The following is a 22264-nucleotide window of genomic DNA, read 5'->3' on the forward strand; positions in this document are numbered from 1 at the left end:
TGTTGAGCCCTCCCGGGCGCGAGGAGGACGGGCGGATCCCGGGAGGGCTCAGCGGGCGGTGCGGTGGCTCAGCGGACGCCGCCGGCCGGGCGGAGCTGGTGGCGCCCTGGCAGCGGCGGGAGGCCGGTGACCCCCATCACCAGGGAGTAGAGGGTGGTGTCGGCCGCGAGGAACAGGCGGTTGCGTTTCGGGCCGCCGAAGCGGATGTTGGCGACGGGCGTCGGCACCAGCAGCCGGCCGAGGAGCGTCCCGTCGGGGTCGTAGCAGTGGACGCCGCCGTCCATGGCGGCCGCCCACAGCCGCCCGGCCGTGTCGAACCGGATGTTGTCGAAGTTGCCCAGGCCCGGCGCGCAGGCGACGAAGACGCCCGCGTCCGCGAGCGACCCGTCCTCGTGCACGTCGAAGACCCGGACGTGGTTGGCGCGGCTGTCCGAGACGTACAGCCGGGACTCGTCGGGCGACAGGACCAGGCCGTTGGGCCCGCGGAAGCCGTCGGCGGCGAGGTGGATCCCACCGCCGTCCGGGTCCAGCCGGTAGACGTTGCACGCGCCGATCTCGCTCTGCGCCGCGTGCCCCTCGTAGTCCGTGGTGATCCCGAAGTCCGGGTCGGAGAAGTAGATCGTGCCGTCCGAGCGGACGGCCGCGTCGTTGGGGCTGTTCAGCCGCCGGCCCTCGAAGCGGTCGGCGAGCACCGTGACCGAACCGTCGTGCTCGGTCCGCGTCACGCGGCGGTTGCCCTGCTCGCAGGTGACCAACCGGCCCTGGCAGTCGAGGGTGTTGCCGTTGGGGTGGCCGGCCGGCGAGCGGAACACGCCGATCGTGCCGGTGGCCTCGTCCCAGCGCAGCATGCGGTCGTTGGGGATGTCGCTCCACACCACGTAGCGCCCCGCGGGCACGTACAGCGGGCCCTCGGCCCAGCGGCAGTCCGCGTGCAGCGTCTCCAGGGTGGAGTCGCCGACGTGGCACTTGCCCGTGCGGAACCGCTCGTCGAGGATCTCGTACAACTGGGGGCGTTCGGTGGTCGTCCCGCCGGTCATCGTGCCGCTCCTTCGCTCGCCGCTGACGCTCGGTCGCTCAACTGCCCTGCGCGACGTGACCCTCCACGCCGCTCCCGAACCCGAATGCTGTTCGGCTTGACCTTCATCGTGCAGAATGACAGTCGTCCGATCAAGGGGAAGAGGAGATCTCGTCTTGGACGACATCGACCGCCGTCTGCTGGCGCTGCTCCAGGAGGACGCCACCCGGCCGTACGCCGCGCTGGGCGAGGCGGTGGGGCTGTCCGCCCCCGCGGCCCACGAGCGGGTGCGCAAGCTGCGCGAGCGCGGCGTCATCCGCCGCACCGGCATCGACGTCGACCCGGACGCGGTCGGCCGCGGCGTCCTGGCGTTCGTCATGGTCGAGTCCACCACGTGGATGGGGGAGTCCGGCGACCGCTTCGCCGTGATCCCCGAGATCCAGGAGGCGCACGTCATCGCCGGCAGCGCCTCTGTCCTGGTCAAGGTGCGCACCGCCACCACCGGGCAACTCCAGGACGTGCTGCGGCGGTTGTACGCCATCGACGGCGTCAGCGGCACGCAGGCCACCGTCGTCCTGGAGACGTTCTTCGAACGCCCGCTGGCCCCCTGACGCGACGCGATCCCCTCGGCGAACCGCCCGCTACAGCAACGGCGGTTCGGCCGGCTCCGCCGGCTCCGCGTCCTCGGCCAGCGAGAACCACACCGTCTTGCCCTCCGACTCCGGCCGCACGCTCCACTGCTCCGACAGGATGTCCAGCATCATCAACCCGCGCCCGGACGACGCCAGTTCACCCGGCGCCCGCTGGTGCGGCAGCTCGTCGCCGCGGTCGGAGACCTCCACCTTCAGCTCGCGGTGGCCCACCTCGCCGGTGACCGTGGCGGCCAGCATCGCCGTCTGGTCGGTGTGCACCAGCACGTTGCCGACCAGCTCGGACGCGAGCAGCACCGCGGTGTCCACCTGGTCGGGCTGCGCCCAGTCGTGCAGCAGCGCGACGACCTCGGCCCGCGCCTCCGCCAGCCCCTCGCCCTGGTCCTGGCCGATGGTGAGCACCAGGCGGCGCTCCGGCACCAGCATCCGGCGCACATCGGTGTCCCGGCGCAGCAGCAGCAGCGCGATGTCGTCCTCGTTGCGCGGCGCCAGATGCACCCGCCGCCCGCCGATCCCGTCGTTCAGGCCGGACTCCGCGGCCCCCGCCGCCTCCGCCTGCACCCGGTCCTCGGCGTCGACGTCCTCCTCGTACTGCGCCATCGGGTGCTGCACGGCGTTGATCAGCCGCTCCGCCATGCCCTCCAGGTCGTCGCCGGAACCCGGCTCCATCGCGTCCCTGACCCGCACCCAGCCGGTGAACATGTCGTGCCCGCCGGTCTCGATCAGCCCGTCCGTGCACAGCATCATGACCTCGCCCGGCTGCAGCTCCAGATCGGTCACCGGGTAGTCGTGGTCGTCCGGCATCAGCCCCAGCGGCAGCCCGCCGCGGACGTGCTTGATCATGCAGGTGCCGTCGGGCAGGCGCAGCACCGGATGCGGGTGCCCGGCCCGCGCGATGTGCAGCATGCCGGTATCCGGCTCCGCCTCGATGTACAGGCAGGTGGCGTACCGGTCCTCGTCCAGAGCGCTGAGGAACCGCGACGTGCGGGCCAGCACCGCGTCCGGCCCGTGGCCCTCCGCCGCGTACGCGTGCACCGCCGTCCGCAGCTGCGCCATCAGGCCCGCGGCGTGCACGTCGTGGCCCTCGACGTCGCCGATGACCAGGGCCAGCCGGCCGTCGGGCAGGTTGATGATGTCGTACCAGTCGCCGCCCACCACCAGCCCGCCGCCGGTCGGCACGTACCGGGTGGCGACGCTGATCCCGGGCACCGCCGGCTCCGAGGAGCCCATGCTGCGCCGCAGCCCGCGCGACAGCGCCAGTTCCGCCGTGCTGGTCCTGGTCCGCTCCAGCGCCTGCGCGATCAGCCGGGCCACCAGCACCAGCAGGCCCCGCTCGTCCGGCGTGAACGCGGTCGGCGCGCTGAACGCCAGCATGCACACGCCGGTGATCCGCCCCGACACCACCAGCGGCAGGAACGCCCACGAGCTGCGCCCGTGCCGGGCCGCCAGCGGCCAGGACTCCGGGAAACGCTCCGCGTACTCCTCCGGCGACGGCAGGTACACCGGCCGCCCGCTCCTGATCACCTCGGTGGCCGGGAACGGGTTCGCCACCGGCATCCGGAACTCCTCCTCGCCCGCGACCCGGCGGTAGCCGACCTGGCCCAGGATGTTGAGGAACTTGTCGGTCACCCCGAACACCACCACGCCGTCCAGCGCCAGACCGGGCGTGTACAGGCGGGTGACCTCCTTGAGCGCGTCGGCGAGCGAGTCGGCCTCGGCCAGCGCGTGGCCGGTCTCCAGCAGCAGCGCGTCGCGCCACCGGGACGTCCCCGCGCCGTTCGCCTCGTCCCACGGGGCCGTGCCCGCCATGCCCGCGGGCGCGCCGTGGCCGCCGGGGCCGTTCCCGTTGCTCCGGCTGGCTCCGCCGTCCGGCGCCTTCCCGGCGTCGCGTCCGTTCGCGTGGCGGCGCGCGTCGGGCTCGATCCGGTTCAGTGCCTCGATCTGCCGCAGCTCAGCGGTCTCGGACGGCTCGCCCCGCGCCCCTCCCTGCGCTCCGTTGCCCATCCGGCGCCCTCTCGCCCCGCGTGTCGTCCCAGCCGTCTCCGTACCCATGCTCCGACGAGTGCGGCGTCGCCGCATGTGGAGGCGGTGCCAGGGGGTGGACACGGGGCCGGCGCGGCCACGGCCGCGCGACAGAAGGGCAGGCGGCCCGGACGGCGCGCGCCGGCTACCAGGGCACGGGGGTGCCGTCCCACGAGAAGAACCCGCCGGTGGGGCCGTCGTCCGGCAGCAGGGCCAGCCGGACCGCGCCGGCCGCCGCCTCGGCCGGGTCGCCTTCGCTGGCGGCGGCCCGCGCGTTCAGCCCGGTGCGGCGCAGGCCCGGGGCCAGCGCGTTCACCTTGAACCCGGCGTCGGCCAGGCTCTGCGCGTAGAACAGCGTCAGCGCGTTGAGCGCCGTCTTCGACGAGCGGTACGCCGCGCCGCCGCCCTTCGACACGGCGAACGCCTGCTCCGGGTCCGCGCTCCAGGCCAGCGAGCCCGTGCCGCTGGAGACGTTGACGACGCGCGGCGCCGGCGAGCGGCGCAGCGCCGGCAGGAACGCGTTGGTGACCCGCAGGACGCCGAACAGGTTCGTCTCGTACGTCCGCCGGAACGCCTCGACGTCGCCCTCCGGCGGCGCCCAGCTGTCCAGCATGATCCCCGCGTTGTTCACCAGCACGTCCAGCCGCTCGACCTGCCGCGCGGCCGCCGCGACGCTCTCCGCGTCCGTGACGTCCAGCACCAGCAGGCGCGCGCCGCCGCCGATCTCCTCGACGGTCCGCCGCCCGCGCTCCTCGTCCCGCGAGCCGACCAGCACCGTCATCCCCGCGCCCGCCAGCTGCCGGGCGATCTCCTTGCCGATGCCCTTGTTGGCACCGGTCACCAAAGCCGTGGAATCGTCGTTCATGGCATCGACGATGCCGCGGTGCGGAGGGTGCTGCCAGGGACAGCCGATCCCTGGCGGGCCGGCCCGGCCGGGGGTACCCGGGCCTTTCGCAGGGCGGGTATGGGGCGTGGGCCGCCGATCGTTGTTCCCGGCAGGGGTTCTCGGTGCGGGCCTGCTGCCGTGCACCGGACGGCGGGGCCCGGACGGGGGTCCGGCGTGGCGGAAGGGAGTACGGCGGTGGCGCGGACGGTACGGGCGGACCTGGCGCGGTTCCTGCGGGGCCGGCGCGAGCAGCTGCGGCCCGAGGACGTGGGCCTGCCCGAGGGAATCGCACGTCGTACCCCCGGGCTGCGCCGCGAGGAGATCGCGGAGCTGGCGCACATGTCCGTCGACTACTACGCGCGCCTCGAGCAGGCACGCGCGCCGCGGCCGTCCCCGCGGATCCTGGACGCCCTCACCGAGGCGATGCGGCTCACCCCGGCCGAGCGGGCCCATCTCTTCCGGCTGGCCGGTACCGGCGCGACGCCCCCGTCCGGCCCCGCGCGCCGGGTCCGCCCGCACGTGGCCGCCCTCCTGGAACGCCTCCCCGGCACCGGGGCGATCGTCACCGACGCGGGTTACGACGTCATCGCCGCGAATCCGCTCGCGCGGGCCCTGTTCGGCGCCGGCCTGCGCGACGAGCCGAACCTCGCGCGGCGGCGGTTCCTGGATGCGGGCCGCCCCTATGCGTCCTCCGGCGCGGAGGAGTTCGGCCACGTCGTCGTGTCCCGCCTGCGGCGTTCGGCCGCGCGGTATCCGCACGACCCGGAGCTGGGTCGGCTGCTCGCCGAACTGCGCGCGGGCAGTGAGGAGTTCCGCGCCATCTGGGACGCGGATCCGGTGCATCAGCCCGGGCACCGGGCGAAGACCGTCACCCATCCCGAGCTGGGCCCTCTCCGGGTCACCTGCGACGTCCTGGTCGTCCCCGAGGACGATCAGCAGGTCGTCTTCGTCACCGCCGACCCCGGCTCCCCTTCTGCCCGCGCCTTCCGCCTCCTCGGCTCCGCCTGAGGTGTTCCCGGGTGCGGCTTCCGGTCTGCCCGGGGCCGTGCTCTCCCGTCCACGGTCCGCCCGCGCCCCTCGCGGGGTCGGGGCTGCCCCCTGGGCGCCGTTGCCGTCGTGCGGTTCGTCGTGGCTGGTCGCGCAGTTCCCCGCGCCCCTGGCGGTGCACCTTCGGTGGGTGGGGTCGGGGCCGCCACGGGAGTGTCTCCTCGGAACTGTGCGTGCGGGTTCTTTCGTGGGGTGGGCCGGGTGTGTGCACAGTTCCTGCGGGGACACTCCCGCACCGTCCCCTCCCGGGCCGGCCCCCGTCTGCGGGAAGCATTTGGACCGGGGGTCACCCATGGGGGCGCGGGGTCCCCCAGCGCTTCGCCTGGGAGGTACCCCCAGCGCGACCAGCCACCCACGCACCGCGCACCCGGCAATGCACCTCCGGGGCACCCCGGCTGCCCGCCCCGGAGGGGCGATGCTCCAGGAGCGCGGGGAACTCCGCGCCCAGCCAGCAACGAAGCATGCGACGGCAACGATGCCGATGGGGCAGCCCGGGTGCCGCGGGGACGTAAGGAATTGGGGCGTCGCCGCTGGCGGCAACTGGGGGTGCCCGCGCGGGTGTTCTGCCGTCTGCGGGTCTCGTCCCGCCTGGGCGCGGAGTTCCCCGCGCTCCTGGAGCATCGCCCCTCCGGGGCGGGAATCCGGGGTGCCCCCGGGCTCTGCGTTGCCGGGTGCGGACCCGTTGTGGCTGGGCTCCCTTGGGCGGCCCCGCCCCATTTCCTCCCGCAGACGGGGGCCGGCCCGGGAGGGGACGGTGCGGGAGTGTCCCCGCAGGAACTGTGCATCCACCCGGCCCACCCAACGGAGAGAGCCGCACGCACAGTTCCGAGGAGATACTCCCGTGGCGGCCCCGACCCCACCCACCGAAGGTGCACCGCCAGGGGCGCGGGGAACTGCGCGACCAGCCACGACGGCGGGGCAGACGGGCAGAGCACCCTCGGGGGCACCCCGGATCCCGCGACCCGGGCAGGGCGAGGCAGAGCACCCTCGGGGGCACCCCGGATCCCGCGACCCGGGCAGGGCGAGGCAGAGCACGGCCGGGGGCACCCCGGAAGCCGCACCCGGGCCGCCCGGGGAGTTGCCCCGGGAAGCGGGGAGGGCTACCGTCGAGAGAAGAAAGTAAGTACTTGCTTGCCCCAGTCGGGCCAGGCTGAGCGACGGTCGCTCGAGGGAGGACGCCCACCATGCCGACAACCCCCGCGCGGGACCCCGTCCCGACGCGGACCCGCGTGCTCACAGAAGCCCTGCGCCTCTTCGGCGAACGCGGCTACGCGGCGACCACGATCGCCGCCATCGAGGAGGCGGCCGGCCTCTCCCCAGGCTCCGGCGCCCTCTACAAGCACTTCCGCTCGAAAGCCGACATCCTCGCCGAAGGCATCACCGAGCTGATCGGTGAAGGCGCCCCGCTGCGCGCGCTGCTCGGCGGGACGGCCGAGACCCCGGAGGCGGCCGCACTCGACCGGCTGCCGCTCACCGACCGCCTCGCGTTCGTCGCCGTCGCCGGCCTGCGCCGCCTGGAGCAGGAACGCGACTTCAACCGCATCCTGCTGCGCGACCTCAAGGACTTCCCCGAGCTGCTCGACCGGGCCGGCAACGACGAGATCCGCGACAACCACCGCGGCCTCACCCGCTGGCTGGCCACCCAGGCGGAGGCCGCCGGCGGTGACCTCGACCTGGACTGGGAGGCGCTGGCCGCCGTGACCATGAACGCCACCGCGCACTACTGGCTGCTGCGGGACGTCTTCGGCGGCGAGCACCCCACCGGCGTCTCGGAGGAGCGGTACGTCCGTGCCCTCGCGGACCTGGTCGCGACGCTCGTCGCCCCGCTCGACCCGGCCCCGGCCGGCGAAGGCCCCGGCGCCCCCGGGCAGGCCGCCCCCGCACAAGGCACTCCCGCACAAGCCGCCCCCGCGCAGGGGCCCGGCAGCTCCGACCTCCAAAACCCACCACGACAGGGACAGTTGCCATGAAGGTCCTCCTCGCCGGCGCCACCGGCGCCATCGGCACCCCGCTCGCCGCCCGCCTCATCGCCGCGGGCCACGAGGTCACCGGTCTGACCCGTACCGAGAGCGGCGCGAAGCGGCTCAGCGACGCGGGCGTGGAACCCGTCGTCGCCGACGCCATGGACCGGTCCGCGCTGCTGCACGCGCTCGACGGGCGGGCCGCCGACGCCGTCGTCCACGAACTGACCGCGCTCGCCAAGCCCCCGACCCGGCACCGCGACATGGCGCAGACCAACCGCCTGCGCACCGAGGGCACCCGGAACCTGCTGGAGGCGGCCCGGCTGGTCGGCGCGCGCCGCTTCCTCACCCAGTCCATCGCGTTGGGCTACGGCTACACCGACCACGGGTCGCGGACGCTCACCGAGGACGACCCGTTCGGCGGTGTGCCGCAGGGCCCCTGCGCGCCGCACGTCGCGGCGATGGCCGAGAACGAGCGGCTGGCGTTCACCGCCGGCGGCATCGAGGGCGTGTCCCTGCGCTACGGCCTCTTCTACGGCGGGGACATGTCGCTGCTCGTCGGGATGCTCCGCAAGCGGCGGCTGCCGGTGCCGTCCGGGGTCGACCACCCGCTGCCGTGGATCCACCTGGACGACGCGGCCGCCGCGACCGCCGCGGCGCTGACCCGGGGCGAGGCGGGGACGGCGTACAACGTCGTCGACGACGAGCCGTGCTCGTGGACGCAGATGATCGCGGCGACGGCCGAGGCGTTCGGCACCCCGGCGCCGCGTGCGGTGCCCGGCTGGGTGCTGAGGCTGGCCGCGCCCTACGCCGCGGTGATGGTCCTCGACACCGCCATGCGGGTGTCCAACGCCAAGGCGAAGGCGGCGCTCGACTGGGAGCCGGCCTACCCGACGTACCGGGAAGGCACGCGGGCCCTCACCCCGAGCTGACGGTCCTGGGCCAGCAGTACCGAGCCGGCGGTCCGGAGCCGGCGGTCCGGACCGGGCGTTCCCGAGCCGGCGGCCCTGCTGTCCGTGCGCGGCGAGGCGCGGCGGCAGGACGGCGGACAGGCCCGGGACCGGTCCGGAGTCCGCCCGGCTGCCGCCCGGATGCGCGGCCCGCGCCGGGGGCGGATCGTGGCACCATGCACCGTCACCGGGCCCCGCACCGTCACCGGGCCCCGCACCCCCGCCGCGCCGCGCGCCGTCCCCGCGCCGCCGCGGCGTGAGCGCCGGCCATGGTCGCCGACCTGCTCCTCATCGGACTGGCCATCACCCTGGGGCCGGTGCACAACACGGCGTTCATCCTGCTGCTGTCCTCGCAGCGGGGCGTCCGCAACGGCCTGGCGTTCATCCTGGCCTGGCTGGCGATGCTGGTGCTGCTGATCGCGGCCGTGGTCCTGCTGACCGGCGGCCACCCGCCCAAGCACCAGAGCGCGTCGTCCACCGCCGCGCTGGCCTTCAAACTGGCCCTCGGCACCGGCATGGTGCTGTTCGCCGAGCACCGGCGGCGACGACGCAGGTCCGGGACGGCGGACGCCCGCAAGCGCAAGACCCCGAAGTGGCAGACGCGGCTGGACCGCGTCACCCCGGCGACGTCGGCCGCGCTCGGCGTGCTGCTGCAGCCCTGGGGCGCGGTCGCGGCGGGCGTCGCCACCGTGGTGCAGGCGCACGTGTCGTCGGCCGCCTCGTACGCGGCCCTGGTGGGCTACTGCCTGCTCGCCACGTCCAGCCTGCTGGTCATGGAGATGTACGCGACGTGGCGCCCGGCCGAGGCCAAAGCGCGCCTGACGGGGGTGCGTATGTGGATCGACCGGCACCAGGAGCAGGCTCTTGTGACACTGGCACTGGCGCTCGGCCTGTGGCTGATGGGCCGGAGCATCTACCAACTCGTCACATGATCGGGTGAGGTGACATGACCACTCCGCGGGATCTGGTGATCGTCGCGATGGACATGCCGTCGAGCGGGCCGGTCGAGCACGGTGACCTGTCGCTGGCCCTGGCCGGCGCCGAGGCCGTCGACCTGCTGGGCGCGGGCGCGATACGGGTGGCCGACGGCCGGCTCGTCCCCGTTCCGCGTCCGGCGGGGCCGCCCGCCGGGGAGCAGCCCGCGGACCCGCTGCTCGCCGCGGCCGCCGCGGCGCTCGTCCAGGAGCCGCCGTACGAGCCGCTCGGCGACTGGCTGTGGCGGCGCGGGCGCGGGCTGGCCCGCACCTACCTGGACGCCATGCAGGAGAACGGGCTCCTCGTCCGCGAGAACCGGCGCCGCTGGCTCGTCGTCAGGAACAGCCGCCTGGTCCTTGTCGACTCCGCGGCGCGCCGCCGGGCCCATCACCGCAGGCGGGCGGACGAGCCGGTTCTCGCCACTCTTGCCGCGGCGATCGGTGTCGTCGGCGGGGACGCGGCTCCCGCCTCTGACGAGGCGACGGCCTCGGTTCTGGGCGCCGTCGCCGACGCCGTCGCCGAGCTGTCCGCGGAGCGGCAGCGGAGGGCTCGCCGCCTCGAGGACGCGGCCGCGGACAACGTCCGGCGCGGCTACTGACCGCCCTCCGGCCCGCACCTTCCACCGTCCGACGGTCCGCCGTGGTTGCTCGCGCCGTTCCCCGCGCCCCTGCGGCGTCCGGGGGTGCCCCGGAGTTGCGTCCCCGTCGAACGGTCCGCTGTGGCTTGTCGCGCTGGGGGTACCTCCCAGGCGAAGCGCTGGGGGACCCCGCGCCCCTGCGGCAACTGGGCTGCCCCGCCGGGTGAATTGCCGTCTGCGGTGTGCGTTGTGGCTGGGCGCGGAGTTCCCCGCGCTCCTGGAGCATCGCCCCTCCGGGGCGGGCATCCGGGGTGCCCCCTGGGCCTGCGTTGCCGGGTGCGCGGTGCGTGGGTGGCTGGGCGCGCAGTTCCCCGCGCCCCCATGGGTGACCCCAAGTCCCATTCCTCCCGCAGACGGGGGACGGGCTGGGAGGGGACGGTGCGGGAGTGTCCCCGCAGGAACTGTGCATCCCCCCGGCCCACTTCACGGACAAAGCCGCACGCACAGTTCCGAGGAGACACTCCCGTGGCGGCCCCGACCCCACCCACCGAACGTGCACCGAAAGGGGCGCGAGGAACTGCGCCACAAGCCACAACGATGCCGCTCGACGGCAAAGCACCCCGCGGGGCAGCCCGGATGCCGAAGGGGCGGCGAACCGTTCGACGGGAGAGCACGGCCGGGCAGCCCGGAAGCCGCACCCCGGGCCACCTCAGGCGGAGCCGACACCTCACGACGGATACAGCGAACGCACATTGTCCCGCGGCACAGGCCGAGAGCGCCCCGCCGGCCCCACGGCAAAGGCCCGCAACACGTTCTCCGTGGCACGAGCCACAAAAGCCGCGGCCGGCGCCGTCATCCCGTGGTCGCGCCCGTCGTCGTGGCCACCGGCCATCAACCCCTCGACCCACCTCATCGTGCCGGAGGCGAACACCCCCGCTCCGCTCGGAACCGTGTAGTACGCCGCGTCGGAATAGCTGCTCTTCCCGTTGCAGACCAGCGGCGAGTGGGCGATGACCTCGATCGGCGACGGCGGATGGAACCCCGGGTTCACCCGGTCGTACTCGACGCCCACCAGATGCGGGAAGGAGTCGCCCTTGTGCACGCCGGTACCGGCGAACACCCAGTGGTCGGGCTGCTCGACGACGAACGGCGCGTCCGTCGGGAACCCCTCGTAGATGACGCCGGTCATCGAGGACTCCGGGTCCGCGCCCGGCCCCGCCCGGAAGTCCGTGGTCGCCATCGTCGGGTGCTTCGCGAGGTACGGGTCGGCGTTGTAGTCGGTCTTGTAGCAGACCACGGTGCGGGGCCGCCCGTCGCGGCGGCCGGCGCCGGTGCCGGGCTCCAGCCGGACCCGGCGGAAGCAGGTGTTGGCGCCGAGGAACGCGAGGTTGGTGCCCGCGTCGCGCGCCGCGGTGACGTGCTGCCGCTGCTCGGGCGTCCAGTACTCGTCGTGCCCGAGCGCGACGGCCGCGTGCGCCCCGTGCAGCACGGACGGGTCGAGGTGGACGTCGAGGCCCGTCGTGTAGGCCAGGGGGATGCCGAGGCGCTCGGCGAGGACGACCAGCGCGCGCTCGTAGACCAGGAACTTCTCCGCACCGCTGCCGTCGTACGGCCGGTCGAAGCTGACCGCGAGGGAGCGGTGCGCGTACGAGCCGTCCCGGCCCTGGTAGAGGCTGTAGCCGCCCCACTGGTTGTACGCCTGCCAGGTCGCGGGAGCGTGCATCAGCAGGGTGCGGCCGGCCGCACTGGTCGAGCGGACGACGAGCGGGACGTACCGCTGGTGCCCGTTCTCCGCGTCCAGCCGCAGCAGGTACGCGCCTTCGGGCCAGCCGTGCGTGGGCACCTGCAGGCTGCGCTGCCAGCCGGACGCATCCACCGTGCGGGTGGCCACCACCAGCTGCGCCCGGCCCTGGCGGTGGCCGGCCACCCGGGCCGAGCGCCACACCAGCTGCCCCTGCGTGCCGCCGTACCAGCCGACGCGGAACGCCGAGACCCGGAAGCCGGGTGCCGTCGTCGACACGTACAGGCCGAACTCCTCACCGGGCAGGACGCTGACCTTGTCGGCGTACCCCTCCACCGCGTCCGGCGGGCCGGCCGAGTGGATCCGCCAGTCGTGTGCGGCGGCGTCGGCGGGCGCGGAGGTGGTGGGGCTGGGGCCGGTCCCGGGCTTTGTGGTGGAGCTGGACCCCGAGCCGGAGCCCGACCCCGAGTCGCAGCCGGCGAGGGCGGTGGCGGCGAGGGCCGTGGCGGCTGCGGCCGCGCCCAGGAAGTGCCGCCGGTCCAGCCCCTGCCCGTCGCGGCCGTCCGCCGGCTCCGCGCCGCCGGGCGCCTCGCCGCTGACCTGCCGGTCCTTCTCGCCGTCCGCGCCCTCGCCCATCACGCTCCCGCCTTCCACGTCCTCCTAGAGCATCGTCGGGCCCCGCGCGTTGCCCCACGAGCCGAGAACGACCGAAAGGCGGGCCTTCCCCGCCCCAGGCCCCCGCCCCAGGCCCCGAGGACGGACCCGCGGTCACCCGGCCGGCCGGCGCCTACAGCAGGGCGTTGTAGATGTTCCAGCCGGGCCCGGTGGCGACGCGCGGCTTGTACGGGGTGGTGGTGTTGCCGGTGCCGGCGTAGTACCAGAGCTGGCCGGCCTTGTCGGTGGCGATGACGTCGGGGTGGCCGTCGACGGTCATGTCGCCGACGCCGAGGATGTGGGTGTAGCCCTGCCAGCCGCTGCCGACCTGGATGCGGGCGGCGTAGGGGGCGGCGGCGTTGCCCGTGCCGCGGTAGAGCCAGAGGCGGCCGGCGGTGTCGCGGGCGAGGAGGTCGTTGTGGCCGTCGCCGGTCATGTCGCCGGCCTGGGTGAGCAGGTTGTAGGTGTTCCATCCGGCGCCGATGCGGGTGCGGGCGGCGAAGGGGGCGGTGGCCTTGCCGGTGCCCTTGTAGAGCCAGAGGACGCCTGCGCTGTCGCGGGCGATGAGGTCGGGGTGGCCGTCGCCGGTGACGTCGTTGGCGCCGGTGATCAGGGTGTAGGTGTTCCAGCCGCCGCCGACGCGGGTGCGGGCGCCGAAGGGGCGGGTGATGTTGACGGTGCCGGCGTAGTACCAGAGCACGCCGTCGTGGTCGCGGCCGATCATGTCGCCTGCGCCGTTGTTGCGGAAGTCCGAGAGCGCGGTGAGCGCGGTGTAGGTGTTCCAGCCGGGTCCGACGTTCCGGCGCCGGTCGTACCAGGTGGGTCCGGAGACGTACTGGGCGCCGCGGTACTGGTACAGCTCGCCGGAGGCGTCGCGGGCGTAGAACGCGGCCAGGCGGGCCGGGGGCCGGTAGTCGGCGTCGAAGTCCAGCTCGACGGAGCCGCTGTCGTACGGGCGGCCCTGGGTGTCGAGGACCTGGAGCGATCCGATGAGCTTGCCGGCGGGGAAGCCCCACGGCGCCTTGGCGCCCAGCATCTGGTCGAGTTGGTTGGCGTTGTTCTTCAGGGTGGTCCAGTCGATGGCGGGCATGTCGACGCTGAGCGACCCGTCGGGATCGCGGCTCCAGGCCAGCGGCGTGAGCGTGGTCGCGTCGAGGCCGATGGCCGTCGACATGCTCACGTTCGAGACGACCTGGTCCGCGGTGTATCCGGCCGCTGCGATCTGTTCGGGAGCGAAGGTGACCCGGGTGTGCGTGACCGGGACGGGAGTCGTCCCCGCGGACCACATCTCGGTGTGGAAGTCCGCCAGGGCCGGGCGGGACTGTCCGGTGGTCACCGTTGTGTGCGGCACAACTTCGACGCGGGGTCCCTTGATGTACAGGATGGTGCTCGGGCGTGACACGGTCAGCTCGGTGCCTGTAGCACCGTCCACCAGGACCCCGGTGACCCACACCATCTGGAAGAGGGGGTACTCCGCGCGGACGTGCAGCCGGATCGTGTCCGCAGGCAGGGGCGTTCCGGGCACGCCGTTGCCGTCCGAGTCCTGCGCACCGACGGTGACTTCGGTGTAGTGCTGGATGCCCCAGTTTCCCGTGGCCGGGCCCAGCGGCAACTCCGTACCCGAGTCATCGGTGACATGCAGACCGGCAGGCGTACCGGCGAACTCCAGCCGCACGTACGCGTCCGCTGTGGGCGGCGACGCGATGGTGACGTCCAACTCCTGCGCGGGCCCGTACATGTCAATGGCGTGCGGGGCGGTCACCGTGACCGTGGGCGCGGGGGTGGTGTCCGCTGTGGCGGACTGGATGGGCGCGAGTCCGATGACGGCGCTGAGCACAGTGATGGCGAGTGCGATCCGTCTGGTCCGCGCGGTACGCGCTGGCATGGGTTCCCCTCCCTTGATCCCGCGCGGCGCGCGGGAACCGGCACATTGTGCCAGGGGTCACGGAGGGGGCCGGCGTGCGTGGCCGGAGGTGCCGGGAGCGGCCGAGGCGGGATTGTGGCGGAACGGGGACATACCTGGGCGGGGCCGGGAGCGGGGGGCGCGCCTAGGCTCGGACGTATGGGCACGGGGGATGACTTGGCGCTGGTGGCCGTGGAGCCGGGGAAGCGGCGGCTGCGCGGCGGGGAACGGCTGCGGTTCGCCGTGAGGGCCGCGGAGTTGGGGGATCTGCTGGCCCAGGGGCGGATCGCTGTGGGGGAGCGGCGGATCGAGGTGGTGGATCCGGAGCGGGTGGAGGACCGGCGGCTGAACAACGTGCTCCACAGCCTGGGGACGGCGGATCCGGCGCCGAGCCTGGCGGAGTGGCTGCGGGCCACGCCGCGCGCGTTGACGTACGAGTACCTGTCGCGGCTGGAGGACCGCAAGCTGGTGCGCGTGCGGCGGTGGCGGGACCGCGGGGGCCGCAGCCACCACGACATCCTGTACGTGGACGCGGCGCACCGGCGCGAGGTGCTGGAACGCCTCGACGGGCCGGACGACGGCGGGGGTGACACCGGTCAGGGACACCCGCTGCTCGCCGCGCTGGTCCAGGCGGTGGGGCTGGCCCACATCGCCTACCCGGGGCTGCGCGGACGTGCGGCCCGGCGCCGGCTCGCCGCCCGTACCGAGGCCGCCGGCACCCTCTCCTCGGCCATCGGGGGCGCCGCCCGCGCCGTGGACATGGAGAAGGCCGCGATCGCGGCCAAGGGCATCGACGCCTTCTCCCGCCGCCTCTTCGGTGAACTCACCACGCTCTACGCCGACTTCGGCACCGGCGGCCACGGCCTCGGGCACGACCTCAACGCCGGGACCTGGACGTCCGCGGACCCGAGCGGGGGCCATCACCACGGCGGACACCACGACGGCGGCGGCCACCACGGAGGCGGAGGCGGGGACGGGCACGGCGGCTGGTGAGCGCGCGGCCCTGAGGGATGGGATGCCCGACGAGAGGCTGAGCGTCCGGCCGGGAGAAAAATGGGGGCGGCCCGGTCCGATCCCCTGCTCCGGGCCGAGCCGCCCTCCGAGGGAGGTGGCCAGCTACGGGTTGCCTCCGTAGGAACGACCATGGTCACAGCCGTCCGCCCGCCGCGTATTGGAGAAATGCGCTCCGGTTCGTGCGGTCCCGCCCCCCGGCCGGCCCGCCCCCCGGGCTGGGTCACCGCACCAGCGCGCTCGTCACCCGCCCCGGCATCCGGTCCACCGGGCGCTTCACGGCCGCCCGCCGGAGGCGGAACTCGCCGGGCGTGCAGCCGGTCATCGTCTTGAAGTCCCGGTGCAGGTGCGCCTGGTCGTAGAAACCGCAGGCCGCCGCGGCGGCGGACGGCGCGGCCCCGGCGGTCAGCATCCGCAGGGCCCGCTGGATCCGCAGCACCCGCGAGGCGGTCTTCGGGGACAGCCCGATCTGCTGCCGGAACCGCAGTTCGATGTGGCGGGCGCTCCAGCCGGTCACCGCGCTCAGCCGGCTCAGCGGCACCAGCCCGTCCGAGCGGATCAACTCCGACCACGCCCAGATCACTTGGGGCGCTGGAGTGCGGCCCTCGGACTGCCGCTGCCCCAACAGGGCGTCCAGCACGGCGAAACGGTCGGACCACTGCGGTGTCCCCGCCAGCCGCTCCTCCAACTCCCCGCTCAGCGACCCGAGGACGTCGGACAGCGGCAGCATCAGGCCCCGCACGTCGGCCATGTCGGTGCCCAGCAGCGTGTACGCCATCCACGGCGCCAGATGGATCTCGACGCCCTCCACCCGCCCGCCGTGCTCGCCCATCGTCGCCTCGGAGCGCGGCCCGTTGACCAGCGACGCGAACGACCTGGCCGCCGCCTTGGCACCGTACGCCCCGGCGCCGGAAGGTGCCGCGCCGGTCGCCCCCGCGCCGGTCGCCCCGCTCATGGCTGGCCCCGCCCCCGAACTGCCCTTCGCCGCACCGGTGTCCACCGGACCGATCCGTACCTGCCCGCCGATGTTCACGACCATCGTGATCATCCCGCTGGCGAACTCGATCCTGCGCTCGGGCCGGTTGAGGTCCAGCCGGAACCCGCGGTAGCTCAGCACGCCGGGCCCCAGGCGCCGGCTCGGCGCTCCCGGCACCAACTGCCAGAACCCTTCGTCGGTCCTGCCCTGCGAGCCGCGCATCGACCGCTCCTCGTCCTCGGCGTCGCCGCCTTGCCGTCGCTCTCGACGGTACCCACCACGGGGGACGCGGTGCGACAACGAGCAGCCCCCAGGCCGCCGAAGGGGTGCCACCCGCACCGGGCCGATGGATCGGGTCTGGCCACTTCTCCGCGGCCGGTTCGACGTCCGTGGGCTACCGGCCCGGCAATCAGGACAGTTTGCGCCCGAGCTGCGCTCGCCGCCGGACATCCTTGCAGTCCGAACGTGTCTGCGAACACCAGCTTGAACAGCGGGGCCGGCCCGCCTGCGGCGGCCGCCGCAAGGAAGGAGGACACACGGGTCCGGGCGACGCGCCGGGTGGAAAATGCCTACCGTCCGCGGCCGGCGAGGGCGGAGACTCGGGGCATGTCTGACATGGGGTCCTTCCGGGATGCGGTGATCGCGTGGGCGGCCGGGGCGACCGGCGACGAGGCGCGCGAGCTGGTCGCCCGGGTACCGGTACGGGCGGCCGTGCTGCTGGAAGGGCCGAGCGACGTCGCGGCGGTCGACGCCCTGGCCGCGGCCCGCGGCCGTGACCTCGCCGCCGAAGGGGTGTGCGTGCTGCCGATCGGCGGGGCGATGAGCGTCGCCCGCTTCACCCGGCTCCTCGGCCCGCCCGGCCTCGACCTGCGCCTCACGGGCCTGTGCGACGAACGGGAGGCCGGCTACTACGCCCGCGCCTGGGAGCGGTCGGGCGCGACCCAGCAGGACTTCTTCGTCTGCACGGCCGACCTGGAGGACGAACTCATCCGCGCTCTCGGCGTGACGCGCGTCCAGCAACTCGTCCGCGCGGAAGGCGACCTGCGCGCCCTGCAGACGTTCCTCCAGCAGCCGGCGCAGCGCGACCGCACCCCGCAGCAGCAACTCCGCCGCTTCTTCGGCACGAAGAAAGGCCGCAAGATCCACTACGGCCGCGTCCTCGTCGAGGCCCTCACCCCCGACCGCGTCCCCGCCCCCCTCGACGCCCTGTTCAACACCCTCTGAACCGGGCCCCCGTCACGCGCCCAGGTCGCCCCTCTTCACCGCCGATATGAACGCCGCCCACGCCGCCCGCGGGAAGACCAGGGCAGGTCCCTCGGGGTCCTTGGAGTCGCGAACGGGGACTCCGGCGGGGTAGTCGTCCACGACTTCCAGGCAGCTGTCGTTGTTGTTGCCGCTGCGGCTCGACTTGCGCCACCCGGTGAGGGCGGACGCGTGCGGGATGGTCTGCTCATTCATGGCGTTCCTCGTACTCCTTCGCTGCCGCCCGCAGGAGGTCCAATGACTCCTTCTGTGGAAGTGCGTCGCTCAGCGCGAGAGCGTACATGCCCTGCATGTGCTCCACCGTGACCGGACTGTCGTGCAACTTCCCGACGCTCAACGCCTCCGTGTACGCGGCAGGAGGCTGGTCCTCGAACCGCATCAGCGACAGCATGCCGGACATGAGGATGTGTGATCCGGCGGTGAACGGCAGGACATGGGCCCGGGTGCGTCCCGACTCCACCAGATGAACGATGTGCCTGATCTGCTCGGCCATCACCTCGCCGCCGCCCACGGGGCGCCGCAGAACAGCTTCGTCCAGCAGCGCCCACACCACCGGCGTCACGGGGTCAGCGAGGATGCGGGAACGCTCGAGTCGTGTGACGACGTTCCTGTCACGCTCCTCCTCGCTCACGGGCGGGTACCTGGTGCTCAGAACGGCGCGTGCATACGCCTCGGTCTGGAGGATCCCAGGCACGTACGAGATGCCGAACTCGTGGATCTCCACCGCCTGTTGTTCGAGTTGGCGGGCAGGCTCGAAGTAGTCCGCCACAGTCGCGTCTTCCTGCGGCAGAAAACTGCTGAGCACATCCCCCGTACCCAGGGCCTTGTCCAGGCGCCGCGCGTCGTCGCGTGAGGGGATGCGGCGGCCGGCCTCGATGTGGGCGATGTGGGAGCGGGTCATGAACGCGCGGTCGGCCAGCTCCTGCTGGGTGAGGCTGCGGGCCTCCCGCTGGGCCCGGAGCCACTCCCCGTATCGGTTGCTCACGGTCAACTCCTCTGTGACGAAAGGGGCGTCACCTGCATCTCTCTGGCGAGCCTAGCCCCAAACCTCTCACTGTGTGAGGTGATCGCTACAGAGCGATACGACGGGCATCGCCCTTTGACTACAGGGAGTTGGGAACGTGGTGGGTGTGACGGTCGGGCGGCTGCTGCCGTGGACGACGGCCGAGGGCAAGCCGTGCTATCTGATGGGCGGCGACCGGGGGTACGTGTCCCGGGTCGCGGACAACGTCGAGAGCGTCCAACTCGGCATGGCAACAGACCTGTTGGACCACGCGGCCGATCTGCTCGCGGACGACGCGGCGACGCCGCCGCAGATGCGGTTCCTGTCCGAGCGGCTGGCGGAGTCGCTGCGCGAGGTGCACCGGATCGCCGAGAGCCGGGGGGCGCGGCTTCCCCTGCCCGCGGAGGACGACGAGGACGACGAGGACGGCGGGGGCGCCGGGGACGACGAGGGAGCCGAAGGAGACGACCTCCTTGGTGGGGGCGCGGCCGGATGACCGGCCGGCCGCGCCCCGGCAGGCCCGCACCCCCATGATGCGGGCCTGCGGTCTACTCGGCCGGGCGCACCTCGATGAGGTGGGTGCCGGGCGCGAAGCCGTCCATCACCACGTAGCCGTCCTCCAGACGGGCCTGGTACGCCTTGGACTTGACCCCGTTCCAGGCGATGCGCCGGTCGACGTGGACGGTGACGGCCTGGCCGCCGGTGGGCACGGCCACCGTTCCCGACGTGCCCTTGGGCGAGGTGACGGTGAGGGTGAAGGTGCCGGCCGACCCCTGCTGCCAGTCCGCCTGGACCGGGCCGTGCGGGCTGGGGGCCTGACCGCGGGCCCAGGCGACCGAGCCCGGATGCGGGCGGACCGACCAGGTGGCGTAACCCGGGGACGTCGGCCGGATACCGAGGAGTTCGTTGGTCAGCGCGGGCAGCACGCCCGTCGACCAGCCGTGCGCCATGCTCGTGTACGAGCCCTCGTAGAGGGACCCGTCCGGGCCGATGCCCTCCCACGCGGTGATGCCGGGGTCGTGGGCGTCCATCCAGCCGTAGGTGCGGCGGATCTGGTCCAAGGCGGAGTCGGCGCGGCCGGTCTGGAAGCGCGCGACCAGCTCGGGGTAGGACGTGAAGGCGTACACCCGCTGCGACGCGCCGTCGAAGATCGTGTCGTTGTCCATGAAGGCGTTGCCGTACGGGCGCACGGTGGTGGCGTCCAGGTGGGACAGGGCGGAGGCGGCGCGGGAGGCGTCGGCGACACCCGCGGTGATGGCGATCGCGTTGCCGTCCTGGGCGTGGCGGGCGGGCCCGCTGCCGGAGTCCAGGTAGGCGCCGGCGGCCGCGTCCCACAGGTGGGCGTTGACCGCGGCGGCGACCGTCTTCGCGCGGGCCGTCCAGCGGTCGGCGTCGGCGCTCTTGCCGAGTGAACGGGCCATCGACGCAGCATCGTTGAGGGCCTGGACGTAGTTGGCGTTGTAGTACGTGATGCGGCCGGTGCGGCCGAGGAACGCGTAGTCGCCGTACCCGGACGTGCCGTTGAGGCCCTTGCTGAGCAGGCCGTCGGAGTCCGTCACCGACGGGTACCAGGTGTCGAGGACCTTCAGCAACTGCGGGTAGTAGCGGGCGGCGTAGGCCAGGTCGCCGGTGTAGAGGACGTAGTCCCAGCTGCAGGTCACCCACCAGAGCGGGTAGTCGAAGAGCGGCAGCGTGTACCCGTTGATGGAGGCCGGCGGGATCCAGCCGTCGCCGCGCTGGTGGTCCGCGAGGTCGGCGAGGACGTTGCGGGCGGCCGCGGCCGCGTCGTCGTGCGTCAGGTACAGGGTGCGGCCGGACACGGCGAGGTCGCCGACGTACGGGTCGCGGTCCCGCTTGGCGCCGTCGTGCAGCACCAACTTGCCCTCCAGGCCCGCGGTCGCGGCGCCGCGCGGGTCGATGTCGGTGGCGCGGAAGGTGTCGGTGACCAGCTCGTTGGTGTACGCCGACCCGTACCAGTAGCGGTTGAGGTCGTCGTCGGAGCACAGGAACCAGCCGCGGTACGTGTCGGGCGTGCCGACGTACGCGGTGAACTCCAACCACACGGCGTCGATGGCGACTTCGCCGTACGGCAGGGCGGCGGGCGCGTCGGCGGGCAGTGCGTCGAGGCTGATCTGCAGGTAGCGGAAGCCGTGCAGGCCGTCGGCGTAGACCTTGGTGCCGCTCTGGTAGCCCTGGGTGTCCTTCCAGTCGGCGCCGCCCGCCGGCACGGCGAACTGGTCGGTGCCGTGGCCGGGTGCGCCGGACTGGTCGGAGCGGGTGAAGTCGCTGCGGTCGGTGAGGAATTCGAGTGTCTCGGAGAACGCCAGCCGCACACCGGGGTTGTTGGCGGAGGCGGACGCGAAGTGGACGTGCGGGTAGCCGACGACGACCTTGCCGAAGTCGATGACCACGCGCGGGATCTCGTCGTCCGGCAGGACCGCGGGGTACACCTCGTTGACGCGGGTGAAGTTGCCCTTGGACGTGTTCTGGTCGGCGGTGACGGTGATGCGGACCTGCGAGGTGTTGACATCGTTGTCGAACGGCACGGCCCGCTGGACGGCGGTGTTGCCCGTCACCGTGGCGGCGGTGTGCCACGCGGAGCCGTCCCAGGTCTCGACGGTGAAGTCGGTGGGGACGCCGTCGGCGTTGGACAGCAGCGTGATGCCGGGCAGCGTCACCGCGGAGGGCGTGGTGATGGTGAGGACGTCCGGGTACGCGTTGATCGTGTCGTCGTTCCAGAACGTGTCGGTGTTGCCGTCGATGGCGTTCGAGGCGTCGTACGTCCGGGGCTTGCCGTCGTTGCCGTTGTTGGGGGCGTGGGCGGAGGACGCGGTCGCCGTGGTGCCGTCGGGCCACCGGGGCGGCGGCGTCGGCTCCGGGCGGGTGAGGGTGGTGACCGCGCCGCCGGGCTTCAGCAGCGCGTCCGGCGCGGTGACCTTGCCGATGGACTTCTGGATCCCGGTGGGGCGGACGGTGGGCGTCGCCGGGCCCTGGACGTAAGCCTGCCAGCCGCCGGCCGCCGCGGGGCCGGCTGCGGCTCCGGGGGTGCCCGCGGGGGTGCTGGCGGCGGCGGAGGCCGCGGAGCCCAGGGTCAGACCGGTCGCGGCCAGGGCGGCGCTGCCGAGTCCGGCGAACAGGACCGTGCGGCGCTCGATGCCGTGCGGCGGCTTGGGGTTCGGGGTGTGCGGCATCTGCGGCTCCCTGAGGGTGAGGTGGCACTGGCCGTGCGGGCTTTGGGTTGTGGTGCCGGTGGTGTTCCTGGTGGCGCTTGGGGTGGCGCTGCGCCGTGAAACGATTCAAGTCCGCGCTGCGGGGAGAGACTATAGGGGACGCTTGGCCGCGTCCATACCTTGCGCATTCTGCGGTTACCTCATTCCTTTGAGCGAGGGCTCGGCTCTGAATCGATCACGGGATCTGGGTAACTCTGCTTGCTGGCGCTCCTCGGCAACTGGGGTGCCCCGCAGGGTGCTTTGCCGTCGTGCGGTCTCGTCTCGGCTGGTCGCGCGGGGGGCGCCTCCCGGCGAAGCCCTGGGGGACCTCGTGCCCCTCGGCAACCGGGCTGCCCCCGGGGGGCTTTGCCGCGTGCGGGTCTCGTCCCGCTTGAGCGCGCAGTTCCTCGCGCCCCTGGCG

Annotated in this window: 18 protein-coding genes; 9 read left to right on the forward strand and 9 right to left on the reverse strand. The window is 73.5% G+C overall.

What is annotated here, in order from left to right; all coding sequences use genetic code 11:
- Window positions 1-68: 68 nt before the first annotated feature.
- The gene (locus tag ACH4TG_RS33830) at window positions 69-1037 is read right to left on the reverse strand and encodes an SMP-30/gluconolactonase/LRE family protein (RefSeq protein ID WP_398246465.1); all 969 of its coding nucleotides are present in this window, start codon (window positions 1035-1037) and stop codon (window positions 69-71) included.
- Between the two features lie 154 nt (window positions 1038-1191).
- Between ACH4TG_RS33830 and ACH4TG_RS33835 the strand changes: the two genes are divergently transcribed.
- On the forward strand, window positions 1192-1626 hold the full coding sequence (locus tag ACH4TG_RS33835) for an Lrp/AsnC family transcriptional regulator (protein WP_398246466.1): 435 nt from the start codon (window positions 1192-1194) through the stop codon (window positions 1624-1626).
- A 30-nt stretch (window positions 1627-1656) separates the two neighbouring features.
- Here ACH4TG_RS33835 and ACH4TG_RS33840 read toward each other — a convergent pair whose 3' ends face one another.
- The gene (locus ACH4TG_RS33840; RefSeq protein ID WP_398246467.1) at window positions 1657-3669 is read right to left on the reverse strand and encodes a SpoIIE family protein phosphatase; all 2013 of its coding nucleotides are present in this window, start codon (window positions 3667-3669) and stop codon (window positions 1657-1659) included.
- A gap of 163 nt (window positions 3670-3832) precedes the next feature.
- Window positions 3833-4552, reverse strand: coding sequence for an SDR family oxidoreductase (locus tag ACH4TG_RS33845; RefSeq protein ID WP_398246468.1), 720 nt, complete (start codon window positions 4550-4552; stop codon window positions 3833-3835).
- 216 nt (window positions 4553-4768) lie between these two features.
- Here ACH4TG_RS33845 and ACH4TG_RS33850 point away from each other — a divergent pair, with 216 nt between their 5' ends.
- The 5 genes from ACH4TG_RS33850 to ACH4TG_RS33870 all read left to right on the forward strand — a co-directional run bounded on the left by ACH4TG_RS33850 (window position 4769) and on the right by ACH4TG_RS33870 (window position 10104).
- Window positions 4769-5581 (forward strand): helix-turn-helix transcriptional regulator, encoded by an 813-nt coding sequence (locus tag ACH4TG_RS33850; protein ID WP_398246469.1) that lies wholly within the window; start codon window positions 4769-4771, stop codon window positions 5579-5581.
- Between the two features lie 1223 nt (window positions 5582-6804).
- Entirely contained in the window at window positions 6805-7590 is a 786-nt protein-coding gene (locus tag ACH4TG_RS33855; RefSeq protein ID WP_398246470.1) for a TetR/AcrR family transcriptional regulator, read from the forward strand.
- Entirely contained in the window at window positions 7587-8513 is a 927-nt protein-coding gene (locus ACH4TG_RS33860) for an NAD-dependent epimerase/dehydratase family protein (RefSeq protein WP_398246471.1), read from the forward strand. The genes ACH4TG_RS33855 and ACH4TG_RS33860 overlap by 4 nt, the downstream gene beginning before the upstream one ends.
- 287 nt (window positions 8514-8800) lie before the next feature.
- On the forward strand, window positions 8801-9463 hold the full coding sequence (locus tag ACH4TG_RS33865) for a GAP family protein (protein ID WP_398246472.1): 663 nt from the start codon (window positions 8801-8803) through the stop codon (window positions 9461-9463).
- A gap of 14 nt (window positions 9464-9477) precedes the next feature.
- Window positions 9478-10104, forward strand: coding sequence for a GPP34 family phosphoprotein (locus ACH4TG_RS33870; protein ID WP_398246473.1), 627 nt, complete (start codon window positions 9478-9480; stop codon window positions 10102-10104).
- Window positions 10105-10810: 706 nt separating this feature from the next.
- Here ACH4TG_RS33870 and ACH4TG_RS33875 read toward each other — a convergent pair.
- A complete protein-coding gene (locus ACH4TG_RS33875) occupies window positions 10811-12460 on the reverse strand; it encodes a N,N-dimethylformamidase beta subunit family domain-containing protein (RefSeq protein ID WP_398246550.1) in 1650 nt (549 codons plus the stop codon).
- Between the two features lie 151 nt (window positions 12461-12611).
- The gene (locus tag ACH4TG_RS33880; RefSeq protein ID WP_398246474.1) at window positions 12612-14363 is read right to left on the reverse strand and encodes an FG-GAP repeat domain-containing protein; all 1752 of its coding nucleotides are present in this window, start codon (window positions 14361-14363) and stop codon (window positions 12612-12614) included.
- Window positions 14364-14540: 177 nt separating this feature from the next.
- Here ACH4TG_RS33880 and ACH4TG_RS33885 point away from each other — a divergent pair, with 177 nt between their 5' ends.
- Complete coding sequence (locus tag ACH4TG_RS33885) at window positions 14541-15374, forward strand: GPP34 family phosphoprotein (RefSeq protein WP_398246475.1); 834 nt, start codon at window positions 14541-14543, stop codon at window positions 15372-15374.
- A gap of 241 nt (window positions 15375-15615) precedes the next feature.
- Here ACH4TG_RS33885 and ACH4TG_RS33890 read toward each other — a convergent pair whose 3' ends face one another.
- A complete protein-coding gene (locus ACH4TG_RS33890) occupies window positions 15616-16590 on the reverse strand; it encodes a helix-turn-helix domain-containing protein (RefSeq protein WP_398246476.1) in 975 nt (324 codons plus the stop codon).
- 384 nt (window positions 16591-16974) lie between these two features.
- Here ACH4TG_RS33890 and ACH4TG_RS33895 point away from each other — a divergent pair, with 384 nt between their 5' ends.
- Window positions 16975-17592 carry a TOPRIM nucleotidyl transferase/hydrolase domain-containing protein gene (locus ACH4TG_RS33895; protein WP_398246477.1) on the forward strand — a complete coding sequence of 206 codons (618 nt, stop codon included), beginning with the start codon at window positions 16975-16977 and terminating at the stop codon, window positions 17590-17592.
- Window positions 17593-17604: 12 nt separating this feature from the next.
- On the opposite strand, the gene ACH4TG_RS33900 is transcribed toward ACH4TG_RS33895, so the two are convergent.
- On the reverse strand, window positions 17605-17826 hold the full coding sequence (locus ACH4TG_RS33900; RefSeq protein ID WP_398246478.1) for a DUF397 domain-containing protein: 222 nt from the start codon (window positions 17824-17826) through the stop codon (window positions 17605-17607).
- Entirely contained in the window at window positions 17819-18616 is a 798-nt protein-coding gene (locus ACH4TG_RS33905; protein ID WP_398246479.1) for a Scr1 family TA system antitoxin-like transcriptional regulator, read from the reverse strand. The genes ACH4TG_RS33900 and ACH4TG_RS33905 overlap by 8 nt, the downstream gene beginning before the upstream one ends.
- Window positions 18617-18752: 136 nt before the next feature.
- Here ACH4TG_RS33905 and ACH4TG_RS33910 point away from each other — a divergent pair, with 136 nt between their 5' ends.
- Window positions 18753-19130 (forward strand): hypothetical protein, encoded by a 378-nt coding sequence (locus ACH4TG_RS33910; protein ID WP_398246480.1) that lies wholly within the window; start codon window positions 18753-18755, stop codon window positions 19128-19130.
- A gap of 52 nt (window positions 19131-19182) precedes the next feature.
- Here ACH4TG_RS33910 and ACH4TG_RS33915 read toward each other — a convergent pair whose 3' ends face one another.
- On the reverse strand, window positions 19183-21825 hold the full coding sequence (locus ACH4TG_RS33915; protein WP_398246481.1) for an alpha-L-rhamnosidase C-terminal domain-containing protein: 2643 nt from the start codon (window positions 21823-21825) through the stop codon (window positions 19183-19185).
- Between the last annotated feature and the right edge of the window lie 439 nt (window positions 21826-22264).

The organism is Streptomyces sp. NPDC020917 (assembly GCF_044333795.1).
Taxonomy (GTDB): Bacteria; Actinomycetota; Actinomycetes; order Streptomycetales; family Streptomycetaceae; genus Actinacidiphila.